The 23,050-nt window shown below is 69.3% G+C and carries 25 protein-coding genes; 17 read left to right on the top strand and 8 right to left on the bottom strand.

Annotated features, from left to right (window positions below; translation table 11 throughout):
* The first annotated feature begins 6 nt into the window (after window positions 1-6).
* The 11 genes from EZ216_RS16760 (at window position 7) to EZ216_RS16710 (ending at window position 10,106) form a co-directional block, all read left to right on the top strand.
* A complete protein-coding gene (locus EZ216_RS16760; RefSeq protein ID WP_135250937.1) occupies window positions 7-1,185 on the top strand; it encodes an isovaleryl-CoA dehydrogenase in 1,179 nt (392 codons plus the stop codon).
* A gap of 93 nt (window positions 1,186-1,278) precedes the next feature.
* The gene (can, locus tag EZ216_RS16755) at window positions 1,279-1,932 is read left to right on the top strand and encodes a carbonate dehydratase (RefSeq protein WP_135250936.1); all 654 of its coding nucleotides are present in this window, start codon (window positions 1,279-1,281) and stop codon (window positions 1,930-1,932) included.
* A gap of 17 nt (window positions 1,933-1,949) precedes the next feature.
* Entirely contained in the window at window positions 1,950-3,746 is a 1,797-nt protein-coding gene (aceK, locus tag EZ216_RS16750) for a bifunctional isocitrate dehydrogenase kinase/phosphatase (RefSeq protein ID WP_135250935.1), read from the top strand.
* Window positions 3,743-4,549 carry an alpha/beta hydrolase gene (locus EZ216_RS16745; RefSeq protein ID WP_135250934.1) on the top strand — a complete coding sequence of 269 codons (807 nt, stop codon included), beginning with the start codon at window positions 3,743-3,745 and terminating at the stop codon, window positions 4,547-4,549. The genes aceK and EZ216_RS16745 overlap by 4 nt, the downstream gene beginning before the upstream one ends.
* Window positions 4,546-5,034 carry a hypothetical protein gene (locus tag EZ216_RS16740; protein WP_135250933.1) on the top strand — a complete coding sequence of 163 codons (489 nt, stop codon included), beginning with the start codon at window positions 4,546-4,548 and terminating at the stop codon, window positions 5,032-5,034. The genes EZ216_RS16745 and EZ216_RS16740 overlap by 4 nt, the downstream gene beginning before the upstream one ends.
* A 21-nt stretch (window positions 5,035-5,055) precedes the next feature.
* Complete coding sequence (locus EZ216_RS16735) at window positions 5,056-6,237, top strand: acetyl-CoA C-acyltransferase (RefSeq protein WP_135250932.1); 1,182 nt, start codon at window positions 5,056-5,058, stop codon at window positions 6,235-6,237.
* Window positions 6,238-6,378: 141 nt separating this feature from the next.
* Complete coding sequence (locus EZ216_RS16730) at window positions 6,379-7,047, top strand: SDR family oxidoreductase (protein ID WP_135250931.1); 669 nt, start codon at window positions 6,379-6,381, stop codon at window positions 7,045-7,047.
* Window position 7,048: 1 nt separating this feature from the next.
* Window positions 7,049-8,179, top strand: a complete 1,131-nt coding sequence (locus EZ216_RS16725) for an acyl-CoA dehydrogenase family protein (protein ID WP_135250930.1) — start codon at window positions 7,049-7,051, stop codon at window positions 8,177-8,179.
* A 32-nt stretch (window positions 8,180-8,211) separates the two neighbouring features.
* On the top strand, window positions 8,212-8,571 hold the full coding sequence (locus EZ216_RS16720) for a YchJ family protein (RefSeq protein ID WP_239024419.1): 360 nt from the start codon (window positions 8,212-8,214) through the stop codon (window positions 8,569-8,571).
* Window positions 8,555-9,415, top strand: coding sequence for a metallophosphoesterase (locus EZ216_RS16715; RefSeq protein WP_135250928.1), 861 nt, complete (start codon window positions 8,555-8,557; stop codon window positions 9,413-9,415). The genes EZ216_RS16720 and EZ216_RS16715 overlap by 17 nt, the downstream gene beginning before the upstream one ends.
* A gap of 10 nt (window positions 9,416-9,425) precedes the next feature.
* Window positions 9,426-10,106: an HAD family hydrolase gene (locus tag EZ216_RS16710; RefSeq protein WP_135250927.1), complete on the top strand. Its 681-nt coding sequence runs from the start codon at window positions 9,426-9,428 to the stop codon at window positions 10,104-10,106.
* A 1-nt stretch (window position 10,107) separates the two neighbouring features.
* On the opposite strand, the gene EZ216_RS16705 is transcribed toward EZ216_RS16710, so the two are convergent.
* On the bottom strand, window positions 10,108-11,493 hold the full coding sequence (locus EZ216_RS16705; RefSeq protein ID WP_135250926.1) for a sensor histidine kinase: 1,386 nt from the start codon (window positions 11,491-11,493) through the stop codon (window positions 10,108-10,110).
* The gene (locus tag EZ216_RS16700) at window positions 11,493-12,182 is read right to left on the bottom strand and encodes a response regulator transcription factor (RefSeq protein ID WP_135250925.1); all 690 of its coding nucleotides are present in this window, start codon (window positions 12,180-12,182) and stop codon (window positions 11,493-11,495) included. The genes EZ216_RS16705 and EZ216_RS16700 overlap by 1 nt, the downstream gene beginning before the upstream one ends.
* Window positions 12,183-12,317: 135 nt before the next feature.
* On the opposite strand from EZ216_RS16700, the gene EZ216_RS16695 reads away from it, so the two are divergent.
* The 3 genes from EZ216_RS16695 to EZ216_RS16685 all read left to right on the top strand — a co-directional run bounded on the left by EZ216_RS16695 (window position 12,318) and on the right by EZ216_RS16685 (window position 15,183).
* Window positions 12,318-12,806 (top strand): tripartite tricarboxylate transporter TctB family protein, encoded by a 489-nt coding sequence (locus tag EZ216_RS16695; protein ID WP_135250924.1) that lies wholly within the window; start codon window positions 12,318-12,320, stop codon window positions 12,804-12,806.
* 13 nt (window positions 12,807-12,819) lie between these two features.
* Entirely contained in the window at window positions 12,820-14,331 is a 1,512-nt protein-coding gene (locus tag EZ216_RS16690) for a tripartite tricarboxylate transporter permease (protein ID WP_135250923.1), read from the top strand.
* Between the two features lie 144 nt (window positions 14,332-14,475).
* A complete protein-coding gene (locus tag EZ216_RS16685; RefSeq protein WP_135250922.1) occupies window positions 14,476-15,183 on the top strand; it encodes a TerC family protein in 708 nt (235 codons plus the stop codon).
* 56 nt (window positions 15,184-15,239) lie between these two features.
* Here the strand turns inward: EZ216_RS16685 and EZ216_RS16680 are convergent, their stop codons facing one another.
* The 5 genes from EZ216_RS16680 to EZ216_RS16660 all read right to left on the bottom strand — a co-directional run bounded on the left by EZ216_RS16680 (window position 15,240) and on the right by EZ216_RS16660 (window position 18,672).
* Window positions 15,240-15,710 carry a hypothetical protein gene (locus EZ216_RS16680; protein WP_135250921.1) on the bottom strand — a complete coding sequence of 157 codons (471 nt, stop codon included), beginning with the start codon at window positions 15,708-15,710 and terminating at the stop codon, window positions 15,240-15,242.
* Window positions 15,711-15,718: 8 nt separating this feature from the next.
* Window positions 15,719-15,979: a hypothetical protein gene (locus EZ216_RS16675; protein WP_135250920.1), complete on the bottom strand. Its 261-nt coding sequence runs from the start codon at window positions 15,977-15,979 to the stop codon at window positions 15,719-15,721.
* Window positions 15,980-16,091: 112 nt separating this feature from the next.
* Window positions 16,092-16,589: a Mut7-C RNAse domain-containing protein gene (locus EZ216_RS16670; RefSeq protein ID WP_167772943.1), complete on the bottom strand. Its 498-nt coding sequence runs from the start codon at window positions 16,587-16,589 to the stop codon at window positions 16,092-16,094.
* Between the two features lies 1 nt (window position 16,590).
* Window positions 16,591-17,541, bottom strand: a complete 951-nt coding sequence (locus EZ216_RS16665; protein WP_135250918.1) for a tripartite tricarboxylate transporter substrate binding protein — start codon at window positions 17,539-17,541, stop codon at window positions 16,591-16,593.
* A 54-nt stretch (window positions 17,542-17,595) separates the two neighbouring features.
* Window positions 17,596-18,672: a tartrate dehydrogenase gene (locus EZ216_RS16660; RefSeq protein ID WP_135250917.1), complete on the bottom strand. Its 1,077-nt coding sequence runs from the start codon at window positions 18,670-18,672 to the stop codon at window positions 17,596-17,598.
* Window positions 18,673-18,768: 96 nt separating this feature from the next.
* Here EZ216_RS16660 and EZ216_RS16655 point away from each other — a divergent pair, with 96 nt between their 5' ends.
* Window positions 18,769-19,677 (top strand): LysR family transcriptional regulator, encoded by a 909-nt coding sequence (locus tag EZ216_RS16655; protein WP_135250916.1) that lies wholly within the window; start codon window positions 18,769-18,771, stop codon window positions 19,675-19,677.
* 3 nt (window positions 19,678-19,680) lie between these two features.
* On the opposite strand, the gene EZ216_RS16650 is transcribed toward EZ216_RS16655, so the two are convergent.
* Window positions 19,681-20,124, bottom strand: a complete 444-nt coding sequence (locus EZ216_RS16650) for a VOC family protein (RefSeq protein WP_135250915.1) — start codon at window positions 20,122-20,124, stop codon at window positions 19,681-19,683.
* Between the two features lie 72 nt (window positions 20,125-20,196).
* Between EZ216_RS16650 and EZ216_RS16645 the strand changes: the two genes are divergently transcribed.
* Together EZ216_RS16645 and EZ216_RS21650 are read left to right on the top strand one after the other, a co-directional pair.
* Window positions 20,197-21,072 (top strand): LysR family transcriptional regulator, encoded by an 876-nt coding sequence (locus EZ216_RS16645; RefSeq protein WP_135250914.1) that lies wholly within the window; start codon window positions 20,197-20,199, stop codon window positions 21,070-21,072.
* A gap of 217 nt (window positions 21,073-21,289) precedes the next feature.
* Complete coding sequence (locus EZ216_RS21650; RefSeq protein WP_205959696.1) at window positions 21,290-22,963, top strand: WD40/YVTN/BNR-like repeat-containing protein; 1,674 nt, start codon at window positions 21,290-21,292, stop codon at window positions 22,961-22,963.
* Window positions 22,964-23,050: the final 87 nt, after the last annotated feature.

Raw genomic sequence — 23,050 nt, 5'->3', positions numbered from 1 at the left:
ACCACCATGAGCCTGCCGGGCCTGAACTTCCAGCTGGGTGAAGACATCGACGCGCTGCGCGACGCGGTGCGCTCGTTCGCCGAAGCCGAGATCGCGCCGCGCGCATCGGAGATCGACCGCAGCGACCAGTTCCCGATGGACCTGTGGCGCAAGATGGGCGAGCTCGGCGTGCTGGGCATCACCGTGCCCGAAGAGTACGGCGGCGCGAACATGGGCTACCTCGCCCACATGATCGCGATGGAGGAAATCTCGCGCGCGTCCGCGTCGGTGGGCCTGTCGTACGGCGCGCACAGCAACCTGTGCGTCAACCAGATCAAGCGCAACGGCAACGAGGCGCAGAAGAAGAAGTACCTGCCCAGGCTGATCTCCGGCGAGCACGTGGGTGCGCTGGCGATGAGCGAGCCCGGCGCCGGCAGCGACGTCATCTCGATGAAGTTGAAGGCCGACGACAAGGGCGGCTACTACCTGCTCAACGGCAACAAGATGTGGATCACCAACGGCCCCGATGCCGACACGCTGGTGGTCTACGCGAAGACGGAGCCCGAGCTGGGCGCGCGCGGCGTCACGGCCTTCCTGATCGAAAAGGGCATGAAGGGCTTCTCCATCGCGCAGAAGCTGGACAAGCTGGGCATGCGCGGCAGCCACACCGGCGAGCTGGTGTTCCAGAACGTCGAAGTGCCGGCGGCCAACGTGCTGGGCACGCTGAACGGCGGCGCCAAGGTGCTGATGTCCGGCCTGGACTACGAGCGCGCGGTGCTCGCCGCGGGGCCCATCGGCATCATGCAGGCGGTGATGGACAACGTGGTGCCCTACATCCACGATCGCAAGCAGTTCGGCCAGAGCATCGGCGAGTTCCAGCTCATCCAGGGCAAGGTCGCCGACATGTACACGGTGCTGCAGGCCGCGCGCGCGTTCTGCTACACGGTCGGCAAGAACCTGGACATGCTGGGCAGCGAGCACGTGCGCCAGGTTCGCAAGGACTGCGCTTCCGTCATCCTGTGGTGCGCCGAGAAGGCGACGTGGATGGCGGGCGAGGGCATCCAGGTCTACGGCGGCAACGGCTACATCAACGAGTACCCGCTCGGCCGCCTGTGGCGCGATGCCAAGCTCTACGAGATCGGCGCGGGCACCAGCGAAATCCGCCGCATGCTCATCGGCCGCGAGCTGTTCGCCGAAACGATGTGATGTGATCATGCGCGGCGGGAATGCCGTGCAGGTCTTCCCTTACGTAATCGCACGAGCGTGCGAAAGTCACCGTCCCTCCTCGACAATCCAGCCATGCCCGACATCCAGGACCTCTTTGCCCACAACCGCGCCTGGGCCGCGGAGATGGAGCGCACGCGGCCGGGCTTCTTCGGCTCGCTGGTGCAGCAGCAGAAGCCCAAGTTCATGTGGATCGGCTGCAGCGACAGCCGCGTGCCGGCCAACCAGATCACCGGCCTGGAACCGGGCGAGGTGTTCGTCCACCGCAACGTCGCCAACCTGGTGGTGCACTCCGACCTGAACGCGCTGTCGACCATCCAGTTCGCGGTGGACATGCTGAAGGTCGAGCACATCATGGTCGTGGGCCACTACGGCTGCGGCGGCGTGATGGCGGCGCTGAACGACACGCGCGTGGGCCTGGCCGACAACTGGATCCGCCACATCCAGGACGTGCGCGACCGCCACAAGCCGCTGCTGGAGCAGGTGCCCGCCGACAAGCGCGGCGACCTTCTCGTGGACCTGAACGTCATCGAGCAGGTGGTCAACGTCTGCGTCAGCACCGTGATGACCGATGCGTGGGCCGAAGGCCAGAGGGTGACGGTGCACGGCTGGGCGTTCGGCGTCCACGACGGCCTGCTGCAGGACCTGGGCATGTCGGTGAGCAGCACCGAAAGCATCGACCGGCTGTATCGCGCCGCGCTCGACAAGGTGGTCGCCGCCCGGCGGTAGGCGGCCAAGGAAGCGGCATGTTCCCGCAGCGCCTGGATTCCCCGCTGGCCTATGACATCGCCAAGGCCATGCTGGACGGCTTCAACCGGCACTACCGGCTGTTCCGCCTGGAATCGCAGCGCGCCAAGCACCGCTTCGAAACCGCCGACTGGCACGGCCAGCAGCGCGCGCAGCGCGAGCGCATCGAGTTCTACGACCTGCGCGTGCGCGAAGCCGTGGCGCGGCTCGAGAAAGAGTTCAAGGCCGGCGAGCAGCCGATGGAGGTGTGGCACCAGGTCAAGCTGCACTTCATCGGCCTGCTGATCGACCACCACCAGCCGGAGTGCGCGGAAACGTTCTTCAACTCGGTGACGACGAAGATCCTGCACCGCACGTACTTCCACAACGACTTCATCTTCGTGCGCCCCGCGGTCAGCACCGAGTACATCGAGAACGACGAGCCCGCGGCCACGCCCACGTACCGCGCGTACTACCCGACGCGCGAGACCATGCACGAGAACATCGTGCGCATCATCACCAACTTCCAGCTGCGCCGGCCGTTCGACGACCTGGACCGCGATGCGCGCCACGTGCTGGCGGCCATGGGCGCGCGCCTGGCCAACGTGAAGCTGCGCGCCAATTTCCAGATCCAGGTGCTGTCGTCCCTGTTCTTCCGCAACAAGGGCGCGTACGTGGTGGGCAAGCTGATCAACGGCTTCAACGAAGTGCCGTTCGCGCTGCCCATCCTGCACGACGACGAAGGCAAGCTGGTGATCGACGCCTGCCTGTTCGGCGAGGACGACCTGCAGATGCTGTTCTCGTTCGCGCGGGCCTACTTCATGGTGGACATGGAGACGCCGGCGGCGTACGTGCAGTTCCTGCGCTCGCTGATGCCGCGCAAGCCCCGCGCCGAGATCTACAACGCCATCGGCCTGGCCAAGCAGGGCAAGACGCTGTTCTACCGCGACTTCCTCTACCACCTGAAGCACTCCAGCGACCGCTTCCGCATCGCGCCCGGCATCAAGGGCATGGTGATGCTGGTGTTCGACCTGCCGTCGTTCCCGTACGTCTTCAAGGTCATCAAGGACTACTACCCGCCGCAGAAGGACACCTCGCGCGAGCAGATCAAGGGCAAGTACCTGCTGGTGAAGCAGCACGACCGCGTGGGCCGCATGGCCGACACGCTGGAATACAGCGAGGTGGCTTTCGCGCGCGACCGCTTCGACGACGACCTGCTGGAGGAGATCCGCAAGTTCGCGCCCAGCCAGCTGGAAGTGAGCGACCGCGACGGCGACGGCCACGAGGAGGTGATCATCAAGCACCTCTACATCGAGCGGCGCATGATCCCGCTGAACATCTACCTGCAGGAAGCGTTCGACGCGGGCGCGCAGGACCAGGTGGAGCGCGCGGTGGTCGAGTACGGCAACGCCATCAAGGACCTGGTGGCGGCCAACATCTTTCCCGGCGACATGCTGTGGAAGAACTTCGGCGTCACCCGCAACGGCAAGGTCGTGTTCTACGACTACGACGAGATCGAATACCTCACCGACTGCAATTTCCGCAAGGTGCCGGCGGCGCGCAACGAGGAAGACGAACTCTCCGGCGAGGTCTGGTATTCGGTCGGTCCGAAGGACGTCTTTCCCGAGACGTTCGGCCCGTTCCTGCTCGGCAATCCTTCCGTGCGCGAGGTGTTCCTGGCCAACCACGGTGAGCTGCTCGACCCGGAGTTCTGGCAAAGCCACAAGCAGCGCATCCAGGCCGGCCACGTGCACGACGTGTTCCCGTACGACCATGACAAGCGGTTCGCGCCCATGGCCGCGGAGGCCGCCGCGTGAACGTTCGCCATGTCATCGCCGCACTGCTGGCCGCGTGCTCGTTCGGCGCGGCAGCGCAGGCCGCGCAGCAGGTGGTGGACATCCCCAGCCGCCCCGGCGTCACCGAGCGTGCGCTCGTGCTGCGCCCGGCCGCCGCGCCCACCAGCACCGTGATCCTGCTCACCGGCGGCTCGGGCCGCGTGGGCATCTACAACAACGGCAGCCTGCAGAACGGCGGCAACTTCCTCGTGCGATCGCGCGAGCTGTTCCAGCAGCACGGCCACGCCGTGCTGGTGCTGGACACGCCCAGCGACCACAGCAGTCCGCCGTTCCTGAATGGTGAATTCCGTGCAAGCCCCGAGCACGCCGCCGACTTGGCCGCCGCCATTGCATGGGCACGCCAGCAGTTCGGCGTGCCGGTGTGGGTGATCGGCACCAGCCGCGGCACGCACTCCGCCGCGCTGGCCGCCACGGCGCTCGTGCCGCCGCAGGCGCCGGACGGCGTCGTGCTCACCTCGTCCATCCTCGTGCGCAGCCCGCCGCGCGCGCCCACGCATTTGCCGGGCGTGCAGGAACTTGACTGGTCGCGCGCGCAGATGCCCGTGCTGGTCGTTCATCACGCGCAGGACGCGTGCCAGGCCACGCCGCCTTCGCAGCTGCCGCAGCTGATGGGCAAACTGGTGCCGGCGCGCAGCGCGCTGCTGACCTACGAGGGGGGCAAAGCCGACGGCGACCCGTGCGAGCCTTGGCACCACCACGGCTTCAACGGCCTGGACGAGAAGGTCGTGGCCGACATCTCGGCCTGGATCGGGAGCCGCAAGTGAGCGCGCGCGATGCCTGGGAGCTGGCCAGCTTCATCGTCACCACGCTCGGCCTGCCGTGCGCCATCCTCTTTTTCGCCTGGGAGCAGCGCAAGGAGCGCGACAACGAAGAGGAAGAGCAGTACCAGCTGCTGTCCGACGCGTACATCGACTTCCTCGAAGTCGTGCTGCGGAACCCCGACCTGCAACTGCGAACCAATGAGCCGCTCGAGAATCCAACGCCCGAGCAGCGCGAGCGCATGCTGGTGATCTTCGACATGCTGATCTCGCTGTTCGAGCGCGCCTACCTCGTGGCGTACAAGCCGCGCATGGGCGAGACCGAAGCCCGGCGCTGGAACAGCTGGGACGACTACATGCGCGAGTGGTGCCGGCGCGAGGATTTCCGCAACATCCTGCCGCTGCTGCTGCGCGGCGAGGATCCAGAGTTCCAGAGTTACCTGCGCCGCATCGCCGAGGAAGAGCGCGGCGGCGTCGTTCCCGCCTACTGAATTTTGTTGAAGGAGTGAAACATGGCTGAATCCGTCGTCATCGTCAGTGCCGCCCGCACGCCCATGGGGGCGTTCCAGGGCGACTTCTCCACCCTGGCCGCGCACGACCTCGGCGGCGCCGCCATCAAGGCCGCCGTCGAGCGCGCCGGCATCCCGGCCGATGCCGTGGGCGAAGTGCTGTTCGGCAACTGCCTGATGGCCGGCCAGGGCCAGGCGCCCGCGCGCCAGGCCGCGTTCAAGGGCGGCCTGCCCAAGAGCGCCGGCGCCGTCACGCTGTCCAAGATGTGCGGCTCGGGCATGAAGGCCGCGATGTTCGCGCACGACATGCTGCTGGCCGGCACCCATGAGGTGATGATCGCCGGCGGCATGGAGAGCATGACCAATGCGCCGTACCTGCTGCTCAAGGGCCGCGGCGGCTACCGCATGGGCCACGACAAGGTGTACGACCACATGATGCTGGACGGCCTGGAAGACGCCTACGAGCCGGGCCGCGCGATGGGCACCTTCGGCGAGGACTGCGCCGCCAAGTACAAGTTCACGCGCGAGGCGCAGGACGCCTTCGCCGTCGCTTCGGTCACCCGCGCGAAGAAGGCCACCGAGTCCGGCGCCTTCGCCACCGAGATCACGCCCGTGACGGTGAAGACCCGCGCCGGCGAGTCGGTGGTCAGCACGGACGAAGGCCCGGGCAAGGTGAAGCTGGACAAGATCCCGACGCTGAAGCCCGCGTTCAAGAAGGACGGCACCATCACCGCCGCTTCCTCGTCGTCCATCAACGACGGCGCCGCGGCGCTGGTGATGATGACCGAGAGCACGGCCAAGCGCCTGGGCTGCAAGCCGCTGGCGCGCCTGGTGGGCCACACCATGCATGCGCAGGAGCCGGGCTGGTTCACCACCGCGCCCGTCGGCGCCACGCAGAAGCTGCTGGCCAGGACCGGCTGGAAGGTGAGCGACGTCGACCTGTGGGAAGTGAACGAGGCTTTCGCCGTGGTGCCGATGGCGCTGATGGAAGAGCTGAAGGTGTCGCACGACATCGTCAACGTCAACGGCGGCGCCTGCGCCCTGGGCCACCCGATCGGCGCTTCCGGCGCGCGCATCATGGTCACCCTGCTGCACGCCCTGAAGGCCCGCGGCGGCAAGCGCGGCATCGCCACGCTGTGCATCGGCGGCGGCGAGGGCACGGCGGTGGCGCTGGAGCTGCTGTAAGCGGAAGCGGACACCCTTACGCAGAGTGCGCGGAGGAAGCGCAGAGAACGCAGAGAAAACCTTGTGAACTTTTCTCTCCTCTGCGACCTCTGCGCTTCCTCGGCGAGCTCTGCGTAAGGGAGTTTTTGACTTCTTCTCAACATGCCCACCGTCCTCATCCTCGGCGCCTCGCGCGGCATCGGCCTCGAGTTCGCGCGCCAGTACGCGGACGCGGGCGACCGCGTCATCGCCACAGCGCGCAACGCCGAAGGGCTGAAGAAGGTCGAAGCGCTGGGCGCCAAGGCGCTGAAGCTCGACGTCGCCGACCCGGCCAGCGTCAGCGGGCTGGCGTGGCAGCTCGATGGCGAGAAGATCGACGTCGCGGTGTACGTCGCGGGCGTCTACAACACCGACGGCGCCACGCAGCCGCCCACGCAGCAGGAATTCGACCGCCTGATGCACACCAACGTGCTGGGCGCGATGCAGGCCATCCCGCAGGTCGCGCCGCTGGTCGAGGCGGCGGGCGGACGCTTCGTCTTCATCACCAGCGACATGGGCCACATCGCCGGCGCGGGCTCCAGCTTCGGCTGGCTGTACCGCGTCAGCAAGGCCGCGCTGAACATGGCGGTGAAGGCGGCCTGCACCGACTATCCCGCGGCCACGTTCGCGGCGATGAGCCCCGGCTGGGTGAAAACCGACATGGGTGGCGCGGGCGCGCCGCTGACCGCGCAGCAAAGCGTCGCATCGCTGCGCAAGACGATCGCCGCACTTTCTAAGCGCCAGAGCGGCGCTTTCCTCAACCACGACGGCAAGCCCTTCGCGGGCTGGTGACATGCTGCTGACCGAAGACCAGGAAATGATCCGCGACGCCGTGAGGGCGTTCGCGAAGGAACAGTTGTGGCCCCACGCGGCCCGGTGGGACAAGGAACACACCTTCCCGCGCGAGGCGCACAAGGGGCTGGCCGCGCTGGGCGCGTACGGCATCTGCGTGCCCGAGGCCTACGGCGGCGCGGCGCTGGACTACGTCAGCCTGGCGCTGGTGCTGGAAGAGATCGCCGCCGGCGACGGCGGCACCAGCACCGCCATCAGCGTGACCAACTGCCCGGTGAACGCCATCCTCATGCGCTACGGCAGCGAAGCGCAGAAGAAGCAATGGCTGGTGCCCTTGGCGCAAGGCGAGCTGCTGGGCGCGTTCTGCCTCACCGAGCCGCACGTGGGCAGCGACGCCGCGGGCCTGCGCACCACCGCGCGGCGCGAAGGCGACGAGTATGTCCTCGACGGCGTCAAGCAGTTCATCACCAGCGGCCAAAACGGGCAGCTGGCCATCGCCATCGCGGTCACCGACAAGGGCGCCGGCAAGAAAGGCATGAGCGCGTTCCTCGTGCCCACGAACACGCCGGGCTACGTGGTGGCGCGGCTCGAGGAGAAGGTCGGCCAGCATTCCAGCGACACCGCGCAGATCCGGCTGGAGAACTGCCGCGTGCCGGTGGACCACCGCATCGGCGAGGAAGGCGAGGGCTACCGCATCGCGCTGTCCGCGCTGGAGGGCGGCCGCATCGGCATCGCCGCGCAAAGCCTGGGCATGGCACGCAGCGCGTTCGAAGTGGCGGTGGCCTACGCGAAGGACCGGCAGAGCTTCGGCACCGCCATCCTCAACCACCAGGCCGTGGGTTTTCGCCTCGCGGACTGCGCAACGCAGCTGGAAGCCGCGCGCCAGCTGATCTGGCACGCGGCCAGCCTGCGCGACGCGGGCCGCCCTTGCCTCACGGAGGCCGCGATGGCCAAGCTGTTCGCCAGCGAGATGGCCGAGCGCGTATGCAGCGCGGCCATCCAGACGCTGGGCGGCTACGGCTACGTCAGTGACTTTCCCGTGGAACGCATCTGGCGCGACGTGCGCGTCTGCCAGATCTACGAAGGCACGTCCGACGTGCAGAAGATCCTCATCCAGCGCTCGTTCTCGTGAGCGCCGATGCCTGTCCTTGTGGCCGCGCAGACGTGCGCGGCCACCCGCTGGCCTTCGCGCAGTGCTGTGGCCGCTTCCTCGCCGGCGAGCCTGCGCCCGACGCCGAATCGCTCATGCGCTCGCGCTACACGGCGTTTGTGCGCGGTGACGAGGCTTACCTGCGCGATACATGGCATGCGAGCACCCGTCCCGCCGACGTGCGCGCCGGCGACGGCACGCGCTGGCTGGGGCTGGAGGTGCGCGACCACCGCGTGATCGACACCGGGCACGCCGAAGTGGAATTCGTCGCGCGCTACCGCGGTGCAGGTGGCAAGGGCGGCAGGCTTCACGAGCGCAGCCGCTTCGTGCGCGAAGGCGGGCGCTGGTTCTACGTCGATGGCGACCACCGCTGACAAGCCGCGCCGCCGCCGGTGGCTTTTCGTGCTGCTGGTGCTGGCCGCGCTGGCGGTGTGGAGCGTCGGCATCGAGCCATACTGGATCGCCGAACGCCACCTGGAATACCGCCTGCCCGGCTGGGAACGGCCGCCCCTGCGCGTGGCCGTGGCGAGCGACTGGCACTTCACCAAGCGGCCGGGCTGGCGCGTCACCACGGTGTCGCGCGCGCAGCGCATCGTCGAGGACATCAACGCGGCCAACCCCGACGTCATCGTGCTGCTGGGCGACTTCATCTCCGACCGCGACTACCAGCCGACGCTGGCGCTCACGGCGCCCGAAGAAATCGCGCTCGTGCTGGGCAAGCTGCGGGCGCCGCTGGGCGTCTACGCGGTGCTGGGCAACCACGAGTGGCAAGTCGATGGCCCGGCCTTCGCCGCGGCGCTGAAGGCGCGCGGCATCCGCGTGCTGGAGAACGAAGCGAGGCTGCTCGATTCCGGCGTTTGGGTCGTGGGCATCGGCGACCGGTCCACCGGCCATTCGCGGCCCGCGCAGGCGATGAGCACGGTGCCGCCGCAGGCCGCGGCCCTGGTGCTGATGCACGACCCTGTCAGCCTGGAAAAACTTCCGCCGCACCGCGGCCTGGCGCTGGCCGGCCACACCCACGGCGGGCAGGTCTACCTGCCGTGGATCGGCGCGCCCGTGGTCCCGAAAGGCGTTCCCCGCCGCTGGGCCTACGGCTGGATCGGCGACGCGCCCATGCCCGCCTACGTCACCAGCGGCATCGGAGTCAGTATCCTGCCGGTGCGATTCAACATGCGGCCCGAATGGCTGCTGATCACGCTCGACGCCTCGGTCGGCTAGAACCCACAAGATGATTTCTCCCTCCCCCTTTGCCGGCGTGCTGTTCGACTGCGACGGCGTGCTGGTCGACAGCGAACCCATCACCAATGGCGTCCTGCGCGAGATGCTGGCCGAACTCGGCTGGCGGCTCACGCCATCCGAATGCATGCGCCTTTTCATCGGCAAGGCGGTGAAGGACGAGCGCGCGATCATCGAGGCCAACACGGGGCAGCCGCTGACCGAGGAATGGCTCGCGCTGTTCCGCCAGCGGCGCAACGAGCGGCTGGAAGCGCAGCTGCAGGCCGTGGCCGGCGCGCTCGAAGCGGTGGGCCAGGCGCACGAGCAGTTCGCCGGGCGCATCGCGTGCGCCAGCGGCGCCGATCGCGGCAAGGTGGAACTGCAGCTGGCCAAGTGCGGTTTCCTGCGTTACTTCGAGGGCCGCATCTTCAGCGGGCACGAGCTGCCGCGGTCCAAGCCGGCGCCGGACGTGTACCTCGCGGCGGCCGCGGCGCTGGGCGTCGATGCGGCGAAGTGCGCGGTCGTGGAGGACACGGTCACCGGCGTCACCGCCGGCGTGGCCGCGGGCGCGACGGTGTTCGGCTACAGCCCGCCGGAAGCGGGGCACGACGCGCCGGGCGCGCTGCGGGCCGCGGGCGCGGAGCACATCTTCACGGACATGCGGGAACTCGCGGGGCTGCTGCGCCCCGCGTGAGCTAGCCGCCCGCGTGAAAGTGGATGGCGCAGCGCCATCCGCGTCCTTCCGGCCCGCTGCCCAGCACCATGCGCGCATCCAGCAGCTGCGCGTATTGCGAGACCAGCGCCAGGCCGAACCCGGCGCCTTGCCCGAGCAGCTGCCCGGTCTGTCCCTGCGCGCCGCGCTGCACCAGCTGCGCCTGCTGTTCGCCCGGAAGGCCCGGCCCGTTGTCCTGCACCGCCAGCACCACGTCGCCGTCGCGCCGTTCCACCGACACCGTGACCGCCGCCTGCTGCCCCGGCGAAGGCGCGCCGTAACGCAGCGCGTTGTCCAGCAGGTTGTTCAGGATGCCGTCCACCAGCGTCGCATCGGTGCGCACGCGGCAGGGCGCGTCGATGCCGACGGCGCCCAGGTCCACGCCCGCGGCGTCCGCGCGCGGCAGGAACCGCAGCACCGCGTCGCGCACCAGTTCGTCCAGCGCCACCGGCTCCAGCCGCAGGCCGGCCTCGGCTTCCTGCGCCAGCGCGAGTTCCAGCAGCTGGTCGACCAGCCGGCTGGCGCGCGCCTGGCTCGCGGCGATGCGCTCCAGCTGCTCGCGCCAGGCATGAGGATCCGATTGCGACAGCCCGTAGTCGGCGAGCGCGCGGATGCCCGCCAGCGGCGTGCGCAGCTCGTGCGCCACGTTGCCCGCGAACTCGCGCTGCGACCGCACGCTGCTGTCCAGCCGGCCCAGCAGCTGGTTGAGCGCGGTGGCCAGCGTGGCCACGTCGCGGCTGCTGGCCTGCACGTCCACCGGCGCCAGGTCGTTGGCGCTGCGCCGCTCCAGGCCGTCCTGCAGGTGCGCCAGCGGCTGCAGCTCGTGCCGGATGGCGCGCCGCAGCCAGATCGCCAGCGCCACCAGCAGCAGCATCTGCGGCACGATCGAGAACCACACGAGGCGCTCCAGCGCCGCGTTGCGGCCCTTCGTGGTCTCGGCCACCATCACGTCGAACGGCACCGGCGTTTCGCGGTGCAGGCTCACGCCGCGCAGCGACATGCCGTTGAGCCGCACGTCCGCGAAGCGCTGCGGCGCCGACCCTTCCGCGGGCGGCACGTGCAGGTCGCGCAAGCCCGCCACCAGCGTGCCGTCGGCCGCGGTGACGCTGTAGTACATGGTCTCCACCTGGTCGAACAGCACGCGGTTCACCTCGCGCGGCGACAGCGCCAGCTCCAGCTTGTCGCCGCGCAGCTGCACGTTGGTGGCCAGGAGGTGCGCGTCGTCCAGCAGCGAGCGGTCGAAGGCTTTCTGCGCGAAGTAGTAGGCGATGCCGGCGGCCACCAGCGTGCCCGCCAGCCAGGTCAGCGCCAGCGGCACCAGCACCTGGCGCAGCAGGCGCGAGGAGAGCGGCCGCAGGCCGTCGGCCATCAAGGCTCCGCTTCGAGCAGATAGCCCAGGCCGCGCAGCGTGCGGATGCGCACGCCGCTGCCGGCCAGCTTCTTGCGCAGCCGCGAGATGAAGGCTTCCAGCGCGTTGTCGCCCAGGTAGTCCTCCAGGTCCGACAGCTTGTCGGCCATCTCGCGCTTGCTCACCACGCGGCCCGCGGGCGTCATCAGCTCCCATAGCACCTCGAACTCGCGCGCGGGCAGCTCCAGCGGCTGGCCGTGCACGCCGAAGCGGCGGCTGATGCGGTCCAGCGAAAGCCCGCCCACCTGCACCTGGTCCTGCGTGCCCTGGGTGCGGCGCACCACGGCGCGCAGGCGGGCTTCGACTTCGGCCAGGTCGAACGGCTTGCCCAGGTAGTCGTCGGCGCCTGCGTTCAGGCCGGCGATGCGTTCGTCGGTGCGGTTTCGTGCCGTGAGCACCAGCACCGGCGTGCGGTCGCCGCGCGCCCGCGCCGCCTTGAGGGCGGTGAGGCCGCTGCCCAGGCCGCTGCGCGGGTGGGCGCTGTGGGGCAGGTTCAGATCGAGCAGCACGGCGTCGAAGCCCGCCATCTGCCAGAGCTGGTCGGCTTCTTCCAGGGTGCCGGCCACGTCCACGCGGTGGCCCGCCTCGCGCAGGAAACGCAGCATGACGTCGCGAAGGACGAGGTCGTCCTCGATGAGCAGGATTCGCATGGTTGGCAAGGGTCCGCCGCTTGGAAGCCGCCGATGCTACGCACTTTCCGCAACCTGTCAGGTCAGCCACAGGTCAGCTTCAGACGGCGTTAATCCCGGGTCGGCCGAAGTGCCGCACCCCTCCAAGAAGGACCTATGAGGATCAAGAGCCAGAAAGACTTCTTCGCCGGGCTGATGTTCACCATCACCGGCGCCGCGTTCGCCATCGGGGCGACCACCTACACCGTTGGCGAGGGCGCCCGCATGGGCCCCGGCTACTTCCCGCTCATGCTGGGAATCGTGCTGGGCCTGCTGGGCGCCTTCATCATCTTCGAATCGCTGATCGTGGAAACCGAGGACGGCGAGAAGATCGGTCCCTGGGCCTGGCGCCCGCTGGGATTCATCATCGGCGCCAACGTGCTGTTCGGCGTGCTGCTGGGCGGCCTGCCCAGCATCAACCTGCCGCCCATGGGCATGGTCATCGCGATCTTCGGCCTGACCTTCGTCTCGGCGCTGGCCGGCGACGAGTTCAACGCCAAGGAAGTCGCCATCCTGGCGGCCGTCCTGGCGGCCGGCTCCTACCTGGCCTTCGTGGTGCTGCTGAAACTGCAGTTCCCGGTGTGGCCCACCTTCATCGCCGGCTGAAGGAGGCACGGACATGGACCTGATCGCCAACCTCGCCACCGGCTTCGGCGTCGCCGTCACGCCGCTCAACCTCCTCTACTGCTTCATCGGCTGCCTGCTGGGCACGCTGATCGGCGTGCTGCCCGGCATCGGCCCGGTGGCCACCATCGCCATGCTGCTGCCGGCGACCTACGCGCTGCCGCCCGTGTCGGCGCTGATCATGCTGGCCGGCATCTACTACGGCGCGCAGTACGGCGGCTCCACCACGGCCATCCTGGTCAACCTGCCGGGCGAATCGTCCTCGGTCGTGACCGTGATCGACGGCTACCAGATGGCACGGCAGGGGCGGGCGGGTCCCGCGCTCGCGGCCGCGGGCCTGGGCTCGTTCTTCGCGGGCTGCGTCGGCACGCTGATCCTGGCCGCGTTCGCCGCGCCGCTGACCGAAGTCGCGTTCAAGTTCGGCCCCGCCGAATACTTCTCGCTGATGGTGCTGGGCCTGATCGGCGCCGTGGTGCTGGCGTCCGGTTCGCTGATCAAGGCCATCGCCATGATCGTGCTGGGCCTGCTGCTGGGCCTGGTGGGCACGGACGTCAACTCCGGCGTCGCGCGCTACTCGTTCGACATCCCGGAGCTCACCGACGGCATCGGCTTCGTGGTCATCGCCATGGGCGTGTTCGGCTACGGGGAGATCATCTCCAACCTGTCGCAGCCGGCGGAAAACCGCGAGGTGTTCACCGGGAAGGTGAGTGGCCTGATGCCCACCCGGGAGGACTTCAAGCGCATGGTGCCGGCGGTGCTGCGCGGCACGCTGCTGGGTTCGGCGCTGGGCATCCTGCCGGGCGGCGGCGCGCTGCTGGCTTCGTTCGCGGCCTACACCGTGGAGAAGAAGACCAAGCTGCAGCCGGGCGAACTGCCGTTCGGCCGCGGCAACATCCGCGGCGTCGCTTCGCCCGAGTCGGCCAACAACGCCGGTTCGCAGACTTCCTTCATCCCGCTGCTGACGCTGGGCATCCCGCCCAACGCGGTGATGGCGCTGATGGTGGGCGCGATGACCATCCACAACATCCAGCCGGGCCCGCAGGTGATGACCAGCAACCCGCAGCTGTTCTGGGGCCTGATCGCCTCGATGTGGGTGGGCAACCTGATGCTGGTGATCCTGAACCTGCCGATGATCGGCATCTGGATCAAGCTGCTGACAGTCCCTTACCGCTGGCTGTTTCCCGCCATCGTGCTGTTCTGCGCCATCGGCGTGTACTCCACCAACAACAACACGTTCGACGTGTGGATGGTGGCCATCTTCGGCTTCATCGGCTACCTGTTCATCAAGCTCGGCTGCGAACCCGCGCCGCTGCTGCTGGGCTTCATCCTGGGGCCGATGATGGAAGAGAACCTGCGCCGCGCGCTGCTGCTGTCGCGCGGCGACTGGAGCGTGCTGGTCACCCGCCCGCTGTCGGCTTCGCTGCTGGCCGCCGCGGTGGCGCTGGTGGTGATCGTGGCGCTGCCGTCCATCAAGGCCAAGCGCGAAGAGGCGTTCGTCGAGGACTGATCCGGGAACTTGCCACCCAGGAAAGGCGGGCCCTGGCCCGCCTTTTCCATTTGTGAATCTACGTAGGCGGCCGCCGCACCAGCCGTGTAAGCTCGCCGCCATCCACCCGCGGGACCGGGTGCGCACTACTACAAGGAGAGCTCCATGGACGTTTTGGCCACCCCCGAGTTCTGGATCGGGCTGTGGAAGATCATCCTGATCAACATCGTGCTGAGCGGCGACAACGCCGTCGTCATCGCGTTGGCCAGCCGTGCGCTGCCTCCCCACCAGCAGAAGAAGGCCATCGTCTTCGGCAGCGTGGGCGCCATCGTGCTGCGGCTGGTTCTCACCTTCTTCGCGGTCTACCTGCTGGAGCAGCCCTACCTGAAGCTGGTGGGCGCCGCGCTGCTGCTGTGGATCGGCATCGGCCTGCTGAAGCAGGAGGACGAAGAGGAAGAGATGGAAGGCAACTCCAGCCTCGCGGGCGCCATCCGCACCATCATCGTGGCCGACCTGGTCATGAGCCTGGACAACGTCATCGGCGTGGCCGCGGCGGCGCAGGGCAATGTCGTGCTGCTGACGCTGGGCCTGGCCATCAGCATCCCGCTCATCATCTTCGGCAGCGCCGTGCTGCTCAAGCTGATGGAGCGCTTCCCCATCATCATCATCATCGGCGCCGGCCTGCTGGGCTGGGTGGCCGGCGAGATGGGCCTGACCGACCCGGCGCTGAAGGGTTGGGTCGGCGACATCGGCGAACACAGCCTGCTGCACTGGATCGTGCCGGCCATCGGCGCGGTGGTCGTGGTCGGTGCCGGCAAGTGGCTGGGGGCCCGCTCCGGCGGTGACGACACGGCCCAGCGCCCCGCCCAATAACGCACGACGCAAAAGGGGCGCCCCGCCGATCGCGAGGCGCCCCTTTCCTTTGGCGCTTACCAGCTCGCGGCCATCGAGCCGGCGTCGAAGCGCGGGTCGCCGGTCACGGCGCCCATGTCCACGAACTCCATGGCCGACAGCGGGATGTGGCCCAGGTCGCGGAACGTCTGCTCGTTCCAGGCGACGTTGGGTTCGCCCTGCACGTAGAAGTCGCTGCCGATGTCCGCGACGTACAGGCCGTAGCGCTTGGCTGCCCGCGCGATGGCCTTGGCCTGCGGCGTCCAGTTCGCCGGGATCACGAAGTCGGCACGCAGGCGCAGCACCGAGCCGAACGGGATGGAACCCGAGCTGCCGCCCGCGCCGTGCCGCGCGGGCCAGACGAAGCCGTTGGACAGCACCGCGTCGCGGAAGGTCACGCGCAGCGCGTGGCGGATCTCGCCGCTGTCGGCTTCCGCCGCCTTGACCAGGAAAGGCGTGATCGGCAGGCCGGCCGCATCACCCGACGTCCAGCCCGAGGGCCGCAGCACCAGCGACTTCAGGTCCCAGGCTGCGCTGGACAGCGAATACCACTGGCCGCCGGCCTGGTAGCTGTGTTGAACACGGCCTGCGCCGGGAACATCTCGCAGTTGGCCAGCAGCGTGGAAGAGCCGCCCGCGGCGCTCACCGAGCTGCCGGTGGCCATGCCGCCGGCGGCATCGTCGCTGCCGTCACCACCGCCGCCGCAAGCACCCAGGCCCGCGGCCACCAGGCTTGCCCATGCGATGCCGCCCAACGCGACGCGTCGCTTCGTGCCCATCCACTCCTCCTGCTCAGTTGGGGACCGGGCATCTTCGACGGGCAACGCGGGTTACAAACGTGTCGAGCTGCAAAGCCCGGCGGCAGCTTTTTACAGATGAGCACGGAGGGGGTTAGAGAACTTCACGGGGCAGCCAATCCGTGAGGCAATGCGCCAACGCAGTGCGCATCCGCTTCGCATGGGAGCCGCGCCAGTAAAGGCGTCCGCAGCCGGGGCAGGCGCGGGCGGGACCCGGCAGTTCGCGCACGTCGGGCGGCAGTCGCGCGGCGCGTTCGGCGTCGGACAGCGGCGGCGACAGCTCGGTGTTGCACACCGTGCAGCGGGTGAAGAGTTCGTGCGGCGGTTCGGGATTCAGCTCGCGCACCACTTGCCGCAACTGTTCCAGCGGGCCGTCGTGATGCACCTCGACGAATCGGTCCGGGCGCAGGTCGCGCAAAAGGCCGCGATCCCGCGTGAGCAGGATGCGGCCTTCCTCATTCGCTTGCCGGACGAGCGTCGTGTCGTCCAGCCCGGGCTGCAGCGTGGTGTCCCAGCCCAGCACCCGCAGCCACCGGGCCAGCCGCGCCAGCATGGCGTCGGCCGCGAACTTCGGCTGCGCGGGCGCGGTCACTTCACTTCTTGCCGAGCCCCATGCGGGCCGCGCCCTCGGTGTACAGCTTGGTCTTCTCGGCCATGAACGCGGGCATCTGTTCGATGCCGACATTCACCAGTTCGAAGCCGGACTTGGCCGCCAGTTCCTTCATCTCCGGGTCGTTGTTCAACGCCATCCACATGTCGGAGATCCTCTTGCGCTGCTCCGGCGGCGTGGACTTCGGCACCCCGATGCCGCGGTAGGCGCCATCCACCCAGTCGACGCCCAGTTCCTTGAACGTGGGCACGTCGGGCATCAGCGGGTGGCGCTTTTCCATCGCCACGGCCAGCGGGCGCACGCCCTTGTCGCGGTTGGCGATGGCGAACGGCGTGTACGTCATCGCGCCGTCCACCTGGCCGCCGATGACCGAGGTGGCCAGGTCGCCCGTGCCCTTGAACGGCACGTACAGCGTCTTGATGCCGAAGGCCGCGTCCAGCCGCTCGTGCGCGGCGTGGTTGGCGGAGTACTGGCCGGAACCCGCCAGGCTGATGGTGCCGGGCTTGGCCTTGGCCGCCGCGATGAACTCCTGGAAGTTCCTGATCGGGCTCTTGGCGTTGACCACCAGGATGTCGGGCGTGAAGTGGAACCAGAACACCGGCACCACGTCCTCGGTCTTGTACTGCACGTCGCCCTGGATCGGCTGGAACACGATGTGCGGCAGGTTGACGCCCACCACGTTGCTGCCGTCGCCGGCCAGCTGGTTCATCTGTGTCCACATCAGCGCGCCGCCCGCGCCGGCCTTGTACTGGACGACGGTTTCCACGGCCGGGCACTTCTTCTTCAGCACCAGCTGCTGGTGGCGCGCGGCCAAGTCCGACTCGCCGCCCGGCGGGAAAGCCTGCCAGTAGTTGACGTTCTTGTCCGGGCACGCCTGGGCGAGTGCCATCGGGGCGGCCAGCGCGATCCCCAGCGCGGCGATCCAGTGCTTCATGTCTTGTCTCCTGGTTTTGGTTGGCATGCGAACGGGTGAGGTTGTCGCAGGAATTCAGGCGGCGAGCAATCGGTGGCACACCGCATCGGTGACCTGCGCCGTCGTGGCATTGCCGCCGAGGTCTTTCGTGTGCAGTTTCGCGTCGGCGGTCACTGCCTCGATCGCTTTCATCAGCTTCGCGGCCGCTTCCTTCTCGCCCAGGTGCTCCAGCAGCATCACGCAACTCCAGAAGGTGCCCACCGGGTTGGCCAGGCCCTTGCCCATGATGTCGAACGCCGAGCCATGGATGGGCTCGAACATGCTGGGGTAGCGGCGCTCCGGGTCGATGTTGCCGGTGGGCGCGATGCCCAGGCTGCCGGCCAGCGCGGCCGCCAGGTCGGACAGGATGTCGGCGTGCAGGTTGGTCGCGACGATGGTGTCCAGCGACTTCGGGCGGTTCACCATGCGCGCGGTGCAGGCGTCCACCAGCTCCTTGTCCCACTTCACGTCCGGGAAGTCTTTCGAGACCTGCGCGGCGATCTCGTCCCACATCACCATCGCGTGGCGCTGCGCGTTCGACTTGGTCACCACCGTCAGCTGCTTGCGCGGCCGCGACTGCGCCAGCCTGAACGCGTAGCGCAGGATGCGCTCGACACCCGCGCGGGTCATGATGCTGACGTCGGTGGCCACCTCGATGGGGTGTCCCTGGTGCGCGCGACCGCCCACGCCGGAGTACTCGCCCTCGGAGTTCTCGCGCACGATCACCCAGTCCAGGTCCTGCGGGCCGCAGCGCTTCAGCGGCGCGTCGATGCCCGGCAGGATGCGCGTGGGCCGCACGTTGGCGTACTGGTCGAAGCCCTGGCAGATCTTCAGCCGCAGGCCCCAGAGCGTGACGTGGTCGGGGATCTCAGGATCGCCCGCGCTGCCGAACAGGATGGCGTCGAAGCCCTTCAGCTGCGCCAGTCCGCCGGCCGGCATCATCTCGCCGTGTTCGCGGTACCAGTCGCCGCCCCAGCCGAAAGCGGCGAACTCGAAGCGAAAGCCGTCCTGCGCCGCGGCCAGCGCTTCCAGCACCTTCTGTCCCGCCGGGACCACTTCCTTGCCGATGCCGTCGCCCGGGATGCAGGCGATGCGGTACGTCTTCTTGCTCATGCGCGGTTTCCTTCCTATGCAGGCGCGCCATCGTGCGCGCCTGCGGCCGGAATGAATGCGCCAGAATTCAAGCCATTCTGAACCTGGCATTCACCAATGGCTTCCACCCGTTCCGCTTCCGGCGACATGCAGTTCTTCAGCACCCTGGTGCGCTGCGGCAGCCTGGCCGCGGCCGCGCGCGAACTGCAGGTGACGCCGCCGGCGGTGAGCAAGCGGCTGGCGCAGCTGGAGCAGCACCTGGGCACGCGCCTGCTCAGCCGCACCACGCGCCGCATCGGCCTGACGGCGGAAGGGGAGGCCTACCTCGCGCACGCGCGCCGCATCCTCACGGACATCGCGGCGGTGGAGCGCGAACTGCAGGGCGCACGCGAGCAGCCCACGGGCCTGCTGCGCGTGAACGCGACCCTGGGCTTCGGCCGCCTGCACGTGTCGCCGCTGGTGTCCAGCTTCGTGCGCGAGCACCCCGGCGTGCAGGTGCAACTGCAGCTGTCGGCCAGCCCGCCGCCGCTGACGCAGGACGCGTTCGACGTCTGCGTGCGCTTCGGCGAGCCGCCGGACGCGCGCGTCATCGCGCGGCTGCTGGCGCCCAACCGGCGATTGCTGTGCGCTTCGCCCGGCTACCTGGCGCGCCACGGCACGCCGAAGACGCCGGCCGACCTGGCGCGGCACGCCACCATCGCCATCCGGCAAGGCGACGAGGCGTATGGCGTGTGGCGGCTGCGTTCAGGCAAGCGCACCGAGACGGTGAAGGTGCACGGCAACCTGTCCAGCAACGACGGCGAGATCGCCGTGCAGTGGGCGCTGGCCGGCCACGGCATCGTGCTGCGCGCGGAGTGGGACATCGCGCGCTACTTGAAGAGCGGGCGGCTGCGCGAGGTGCTGCCCCACTGGCAAACCCCGCCGGCCGACGTGTACGCGGTGTACCCGGTGCAGCTGCAGGGCGCCGCGCGCGTGCACGCCTTCGTCGAGCACCTGGCGCGCCACCTGGGCGCGCAGGCGGCGTGAGGCTTATTTCGCGAACAGGCGCGTGATGTCCGAGAACGCCTTCACTTCGATGGCGTTTTCCGACGGGTCCAGGAAGAACATGGTCGCCTGCTCGCCGGGCTGGCCCTGGAAGCGGATGTAGGGCTCGATCACGAACTTCACGCCCTGCGCCTTCAGCTTCGAGGCCAGCGCGTCCCAGTCGGCCATGGGCAGCACGATGCCGAAGTGGCGCACCGGCACGCCGTGGCCATCCACCGCGTTGCGCTGCGCGCGGCCGGTCTCGCTGGGCGCCAGGTGCGCCACGATCTGGTGGCCGTAGAAGTTGAAGTCGATCCACTCGTCGGAGCTGCGGCCTTCGGGGCAGCCCAGCAGGCCGCCATAGAAGCGGCGCGCTTCGGCCAGGTCGTGCACGGGGAAAGCCAGGTGGAAAGGGGAGAGCGGGGCGGGGTTGGTGGCGGGCGCTTGCATGGCGGCATCCTAGGGCGCGGCCAGCCAAAAGAAAATCAATGTTTCTTGAGCCTCAGCATAGAATTTCATTGAATGATCCGCGAGCTCCGAACCCTGCTGGCCATCGCGCGCGAAGGCACCTTCGCGGCCGCCGGCGGCCGCGTCGGCCTGACCCAGGCCGCGGTCAGCGCGCAGATGCAGCGGCTGGAGGGCGAGCTGGGCTTCGAGCTGTTCGACCGCAGCGCCCGCGCCGCGCGGCTCAACGCGCGCGGCCAGCAGGTGGTGGAGCAGGCCCAGGAACTGATGCGGCTGTATGCCGCGCTCGGATCGCCCCAGGAAGCGCCCGCGCCGGCCACGCGCGTGAACATCGGCGCCATCGCTTCGGCGCAGCGGAGCGAACTGCCTGCCGTGCTGGCCCGATTCCACCGCCAGGTGCCCGGCTGCAGCACCCGCGTGGTGCCGGGACTGTCGGGACAACTGGCCGACCTGGTGGACGCCGGCGAGCTGGACCTGGCCATCGCCATCCGCCCGCCGCACGCGCTGCCGGCCGACCTGCGCTGGACCACGCTGGCGCAGGAGCCGTTCCGCCTGCTCGTGCCGCGCGCGACGAAGGGCCGCGACTGGGCGAAGCTGCTGGCCGAGCAGCCTTTCGTCCGCTATGACCGCGGCTCGTTCGGCGGGCGGCAGGTGGACCGCTTCCTGCGCGCGGCCAACCTGCCCGTGCACGACGTGTGCGAAGTCGATGAGCTCGAGGCCATCGTCGCGCTGGTGGCCGAAGGCTTGGGCGTGGCGCTGCTGCCCCAGGCCGCGAGCCTGGGCCGCTGGCCCGCGGAGGTGCGCGCCATCGACCTGGGCGAGCACACCTTCCACCGCGAGATCGGCCTGCTGCGGCGCGCCCGCATCGCGCCGGGCGCGCCGGCGGACACGCTGGCCGGCCTGGTGCTGTCGGCTTACCGGCGGCGGCGCTGACGGCATCGCCGCGTTGCGCGGCCAGGCCATCCGGTAACCGCCGGAACGTTTCACGAAGCTGACCGCGGGCCTTCGTCACTCGCGCGATCGCATGCGCGCGCTTCGCGAAAGGTGTGCGGCAGCTTACGCAGGTTGCACTCCGACAAACCGCTGGCGCAGCGGCAGTGGTTTCCTCCGCGTTGGCTCTGGCATTCGAGCCGCCAACGGAGAAGAAATCATGAGGGAGATCCCGCCCAGCAGGCTTCGCATCACCGCGGCGCTCGCGGCACTCTGGCTGGCCGCCTGCGGCGGTGGCGGCGGCACGGGCGATCCGGTGGCCGGCGGCGGCAGTGCCGCGCCGAGCGAATTCACGGCCAGCCAACGGGTGACCACGGCGCCTTCGTTCGCGTGGACGCAGGCTTACCCGGCGGCGCTGATCTGGCACTCGCTGGCTTCGGACACCACGGGCGACATCCTCGTCGCCGGCGAGGCGCCGAATGGCCGCGTGCACGTCTCCACCAACGGCGGCGCGAGCTGGACTTCGGGCAACAGCCCCTCGGGCGTTTGGATCGGCAGCGCCGTGTCGGCCGGCGGCGCGCGCATCGTCTCGCTGGTGTACGGCGGCGGCATGTACATGAGCACGGATCGCGGCGCCAGCTGGACCCAGGTGAACAACAGCCCGCTGGTGGGCAGCGGCACGCTGTTCGAAGCGGTGACCCTCTCGCAGGACGGCCAGCGCATCGCGGCGGTAGTGCAGAACGGCCCCATCGTGCTCAGCAGCGATGGCGGCGCCAGCTGGCACCAGGGCGTGCTGCCCGACGCGCCGCAGCAGCGCTGGTGGCGCTGGATCGACGGCTCGCAGGACGGCCGCGTGCTGGTGGCCGTGTCGCACAACGGCGAGGTGTACCGCTCGCTCGACTACGGCGCCAGCTGGTCGGCGGTGAACTACTCGCCCGCGCCACAGGGCGAGCACTGGTACCGCGTGAAAGTGTCCGCCGATGGCCATGCGGTGGCGATGGCGGGCAACAGCTTCGGCGGCGGGCCGGGCACCGGCATCTACGTCTCGCACGACTACGGCGCCAGCTGGTCGCGCGGCTACCCGGTCGTCGGCGACTACACCGGCATCGCGATGAGCGCGGATGGCTCGGTGATCGGTGTGACCATGTCCACCAGCGGCTCGTCGGCGGGGCGGGTGCTGTACTCCAACGACAGCGGCGCCAGCTTCGTGACGCTGCCCATGCCGGCGGGCGACACCGAGTGGCGCACGATCACCGTGTCTTCCGGCGGCGACCGCTGGGCCGTGGCGGCCGGCGCGTTCAACACCGGCACGGCCGGGCACCTGTACACCGCGAGGACCGGCGCGCCGGCGCCGACGCCCGCGCCTTCGCCGACCCCGGCGCCAGCACCTTCTCCCGCGCCCACGCCGGCGCCGACGCCCGCACCGACCCCGGCGCCCGCGCCCTGCGCCGCACCCACGTGGAACGGCACGACGCGCTACCTGCCCGGCGACCGCGTGATGCGCAACGGCGTCATGTACGTGGCGACGGCCGCGTCGGCCAACGCCTGGAATGTGAACAGCCCGCCGGAGTGGACGCCTTCGCTGTGGGCGGTGACGGCGTGCAGCGCGCCTGCACCCGCGCCGACGCCGGCGCCTTCTCCCTCGCCCACACCGGCGCCGACCCCGGCTCCCACGCCCGCACCGACGCCGGCCCCCACGCCTGCGCCGACGCCCGCACCTGCACCGTCGTGCAGCGCGCCGGCCTGGAGCGGCACGACGCACTACCTGCCCGGCGCGCGCGTGACGCGCAACGGCACGCTGTACGTCGCGACGCAGGCATCGGCCACGGTGTGGAACGAGAACAGCCCGCCGGAGTGGACACCGTCGCTGTGGGCGGTGGCGTCGTGCAGCTGAGCTGCGAGCTGACGTCCCCCTGACCCGTCATCCCGCGAAGGCGGGAATCCATGGCTGCCGTTTGCGCCTTCCCTGTGGAAGCCATGG

Origin of the sequence: Ramlibacter humi, assembly GCF_004681975.1 — a bacterium.
In the GTDB taxonomy this organism is placed as follows: domain Bacteria; phylum Pseudomonadota; class Gammaproteobacteria; order Burkholderiales; family Burkholderiaceae_C; genus Ramlibacter; species Ramlibacter humi.
The sequence above is the reverse complement of the archived record's forward strand: the minus strand, read 5'-3'. Positions and strand labels throughout refer to the sequence as shown.

Excerpts from the sequence above, each read along its gene's own strand:
- EZ216_RS16685 (WP_135250922.1), top strand. The coding sequence starts at position 14,476 with ATGGACGTTTTGGCCACCCCCGAGTTCTGGATCGGGCTGTGGAAGATC.
- EZ216_RS16650 (WP_135250915.1), bottom strand. The coding sequence starts at position 20,124 with ATGCAAGCGCCCGCCACCAACCCCGCCCCGCTCTCCCCTTTCCACCTG.
- EZ216_RS21650 (WP_205959696.1), top strand. The coding sequence starts at position 21,290 with ATGAGGGAGATCCCGCCCAGCAGGCTTCGCATCACCGCGGCGCTCGCG.
- aceK (WP_135250935.1), top strand. The coding sequence starts at position 1,950 with ATGTTCCCGCAGCGCCTGGATTCCCCGCTGGCCTATGACATCGCCAAG.
- EZ216_RS16645 (WP_135250914.1), top strand. The coding sequence starts at position 20,197 with ATGATCCGCGAGCTCCGAACCCTGCTGGCCATCGCGCGCGAAGGCACC.
- EZ216_RS16675 (WP_135250920.1), bottom strand. The coding sequence starts at position 15,979 with ATGGGCACGAAGCGACGCGTCGCGTTGGGCGGCATCGCATGGGCAAGC.
- EZ216_RS16665 (WP_135250918.1), bottom strand. The coding sequence starts at position 17,541 with ATGAAGCACTGGATCGCCGCGCTGGGGATCGCGCTGGCCGCCCCGATG.
- EZ216_RS16655 (WP_135250916.1), top strand. The coding sequence starts at position 18,769 with ATGGCTTCCACCCGTTCCGCTTCCGGCGACATGCAGTTCTTCAGCACC.
- EZ216_RS16660 (WP_135250917.1), bottom strand. The coding sequence starts at position 18,672 with ATGAGCAAGAAGACGTACCGCATCGCCTGCATCCCGGGCGACGGCATC.
- EZ216_RS16735 (WP_135250932.1), top strand. The coding sequence starts at position 5,056 with ATGGCTGAATCCGTCGTCATCGTCAGTGCCGCCCGCACGCCCATGGGG.
- EZ216_RS16725 (WP_135250930.1), top strand. The coding sequence starts at position 7,049 with ATGCTGCTGACCGAAGACCAGGAAATGATCCGCGACGCCGTGAGGGCG.
- EZ216_RS16690 (WP_135250923.1), top strand. The coding sequence starts at position 12,820 with ATGGACCTGATCGCCAACCTCGCCACCGGCTTCGGCGTCGCCGTCACG.
- EZ216_RS16695 (WP_135250924.1), top strand. The coding sequence starts at position 12,318 with ATGAGGATCAAGAGCCAGAAAGACTTCTTCGCCGGGCTGATGTTCACC.
- EZ216_RS16760 (WP_135250937.1), top strand. The coding sequence starts at position 7 with ATGAGCCTGCCGGGCCTGAACTTCCAGCTGGGTGAAGACATCGACGCG.
- EZ216_RS16705 (WP_135250926.1), bottom strand. The coding sequence starts at position 11,493 with ATGGCCGACGGCCTGCGGCCGCTCTCCTCGCGCCTGCTGCGCCAGGTG.
- EZ216_RS16730 (WP_135250931.1), top strand. The coding sequence starts at position 6,379 with ATGCCCACCGTCCTCATCCTCGGCGCCTCGCGCGGCATCGGCCTCGAG.
- EZ216_RS16715 (WP_135250928.1), top strand. The coding sequence starts at position 8,555 with ATGGCGACCACCGCTGACAAGCCGCGCCGCCGCCGGTGGCTTTTCGTG.
- EZ216_RS16700 (WP_135250925.1), bottom strand. The coding sequence starts at position 12,182 with ATGCGAATCCTGCTCATCGAGGACGACCTCGTCCTTCGCGACGTCATG.
- can (WP_135250936.1), top strand. The coding sequence starts at position 1,279 with ATGCCCGACATCCAGGACCTCTTTGCCCACAACCGCGCCTGGGCCGCG.
- EZ216_RS16710 (WP_135250927.1), top strand. The coding sequence starts at position 9,426 with ATGATTTCTCCCTCCCCCTTTGCCGGCGTGCTGTTCGACTGCGACGGC.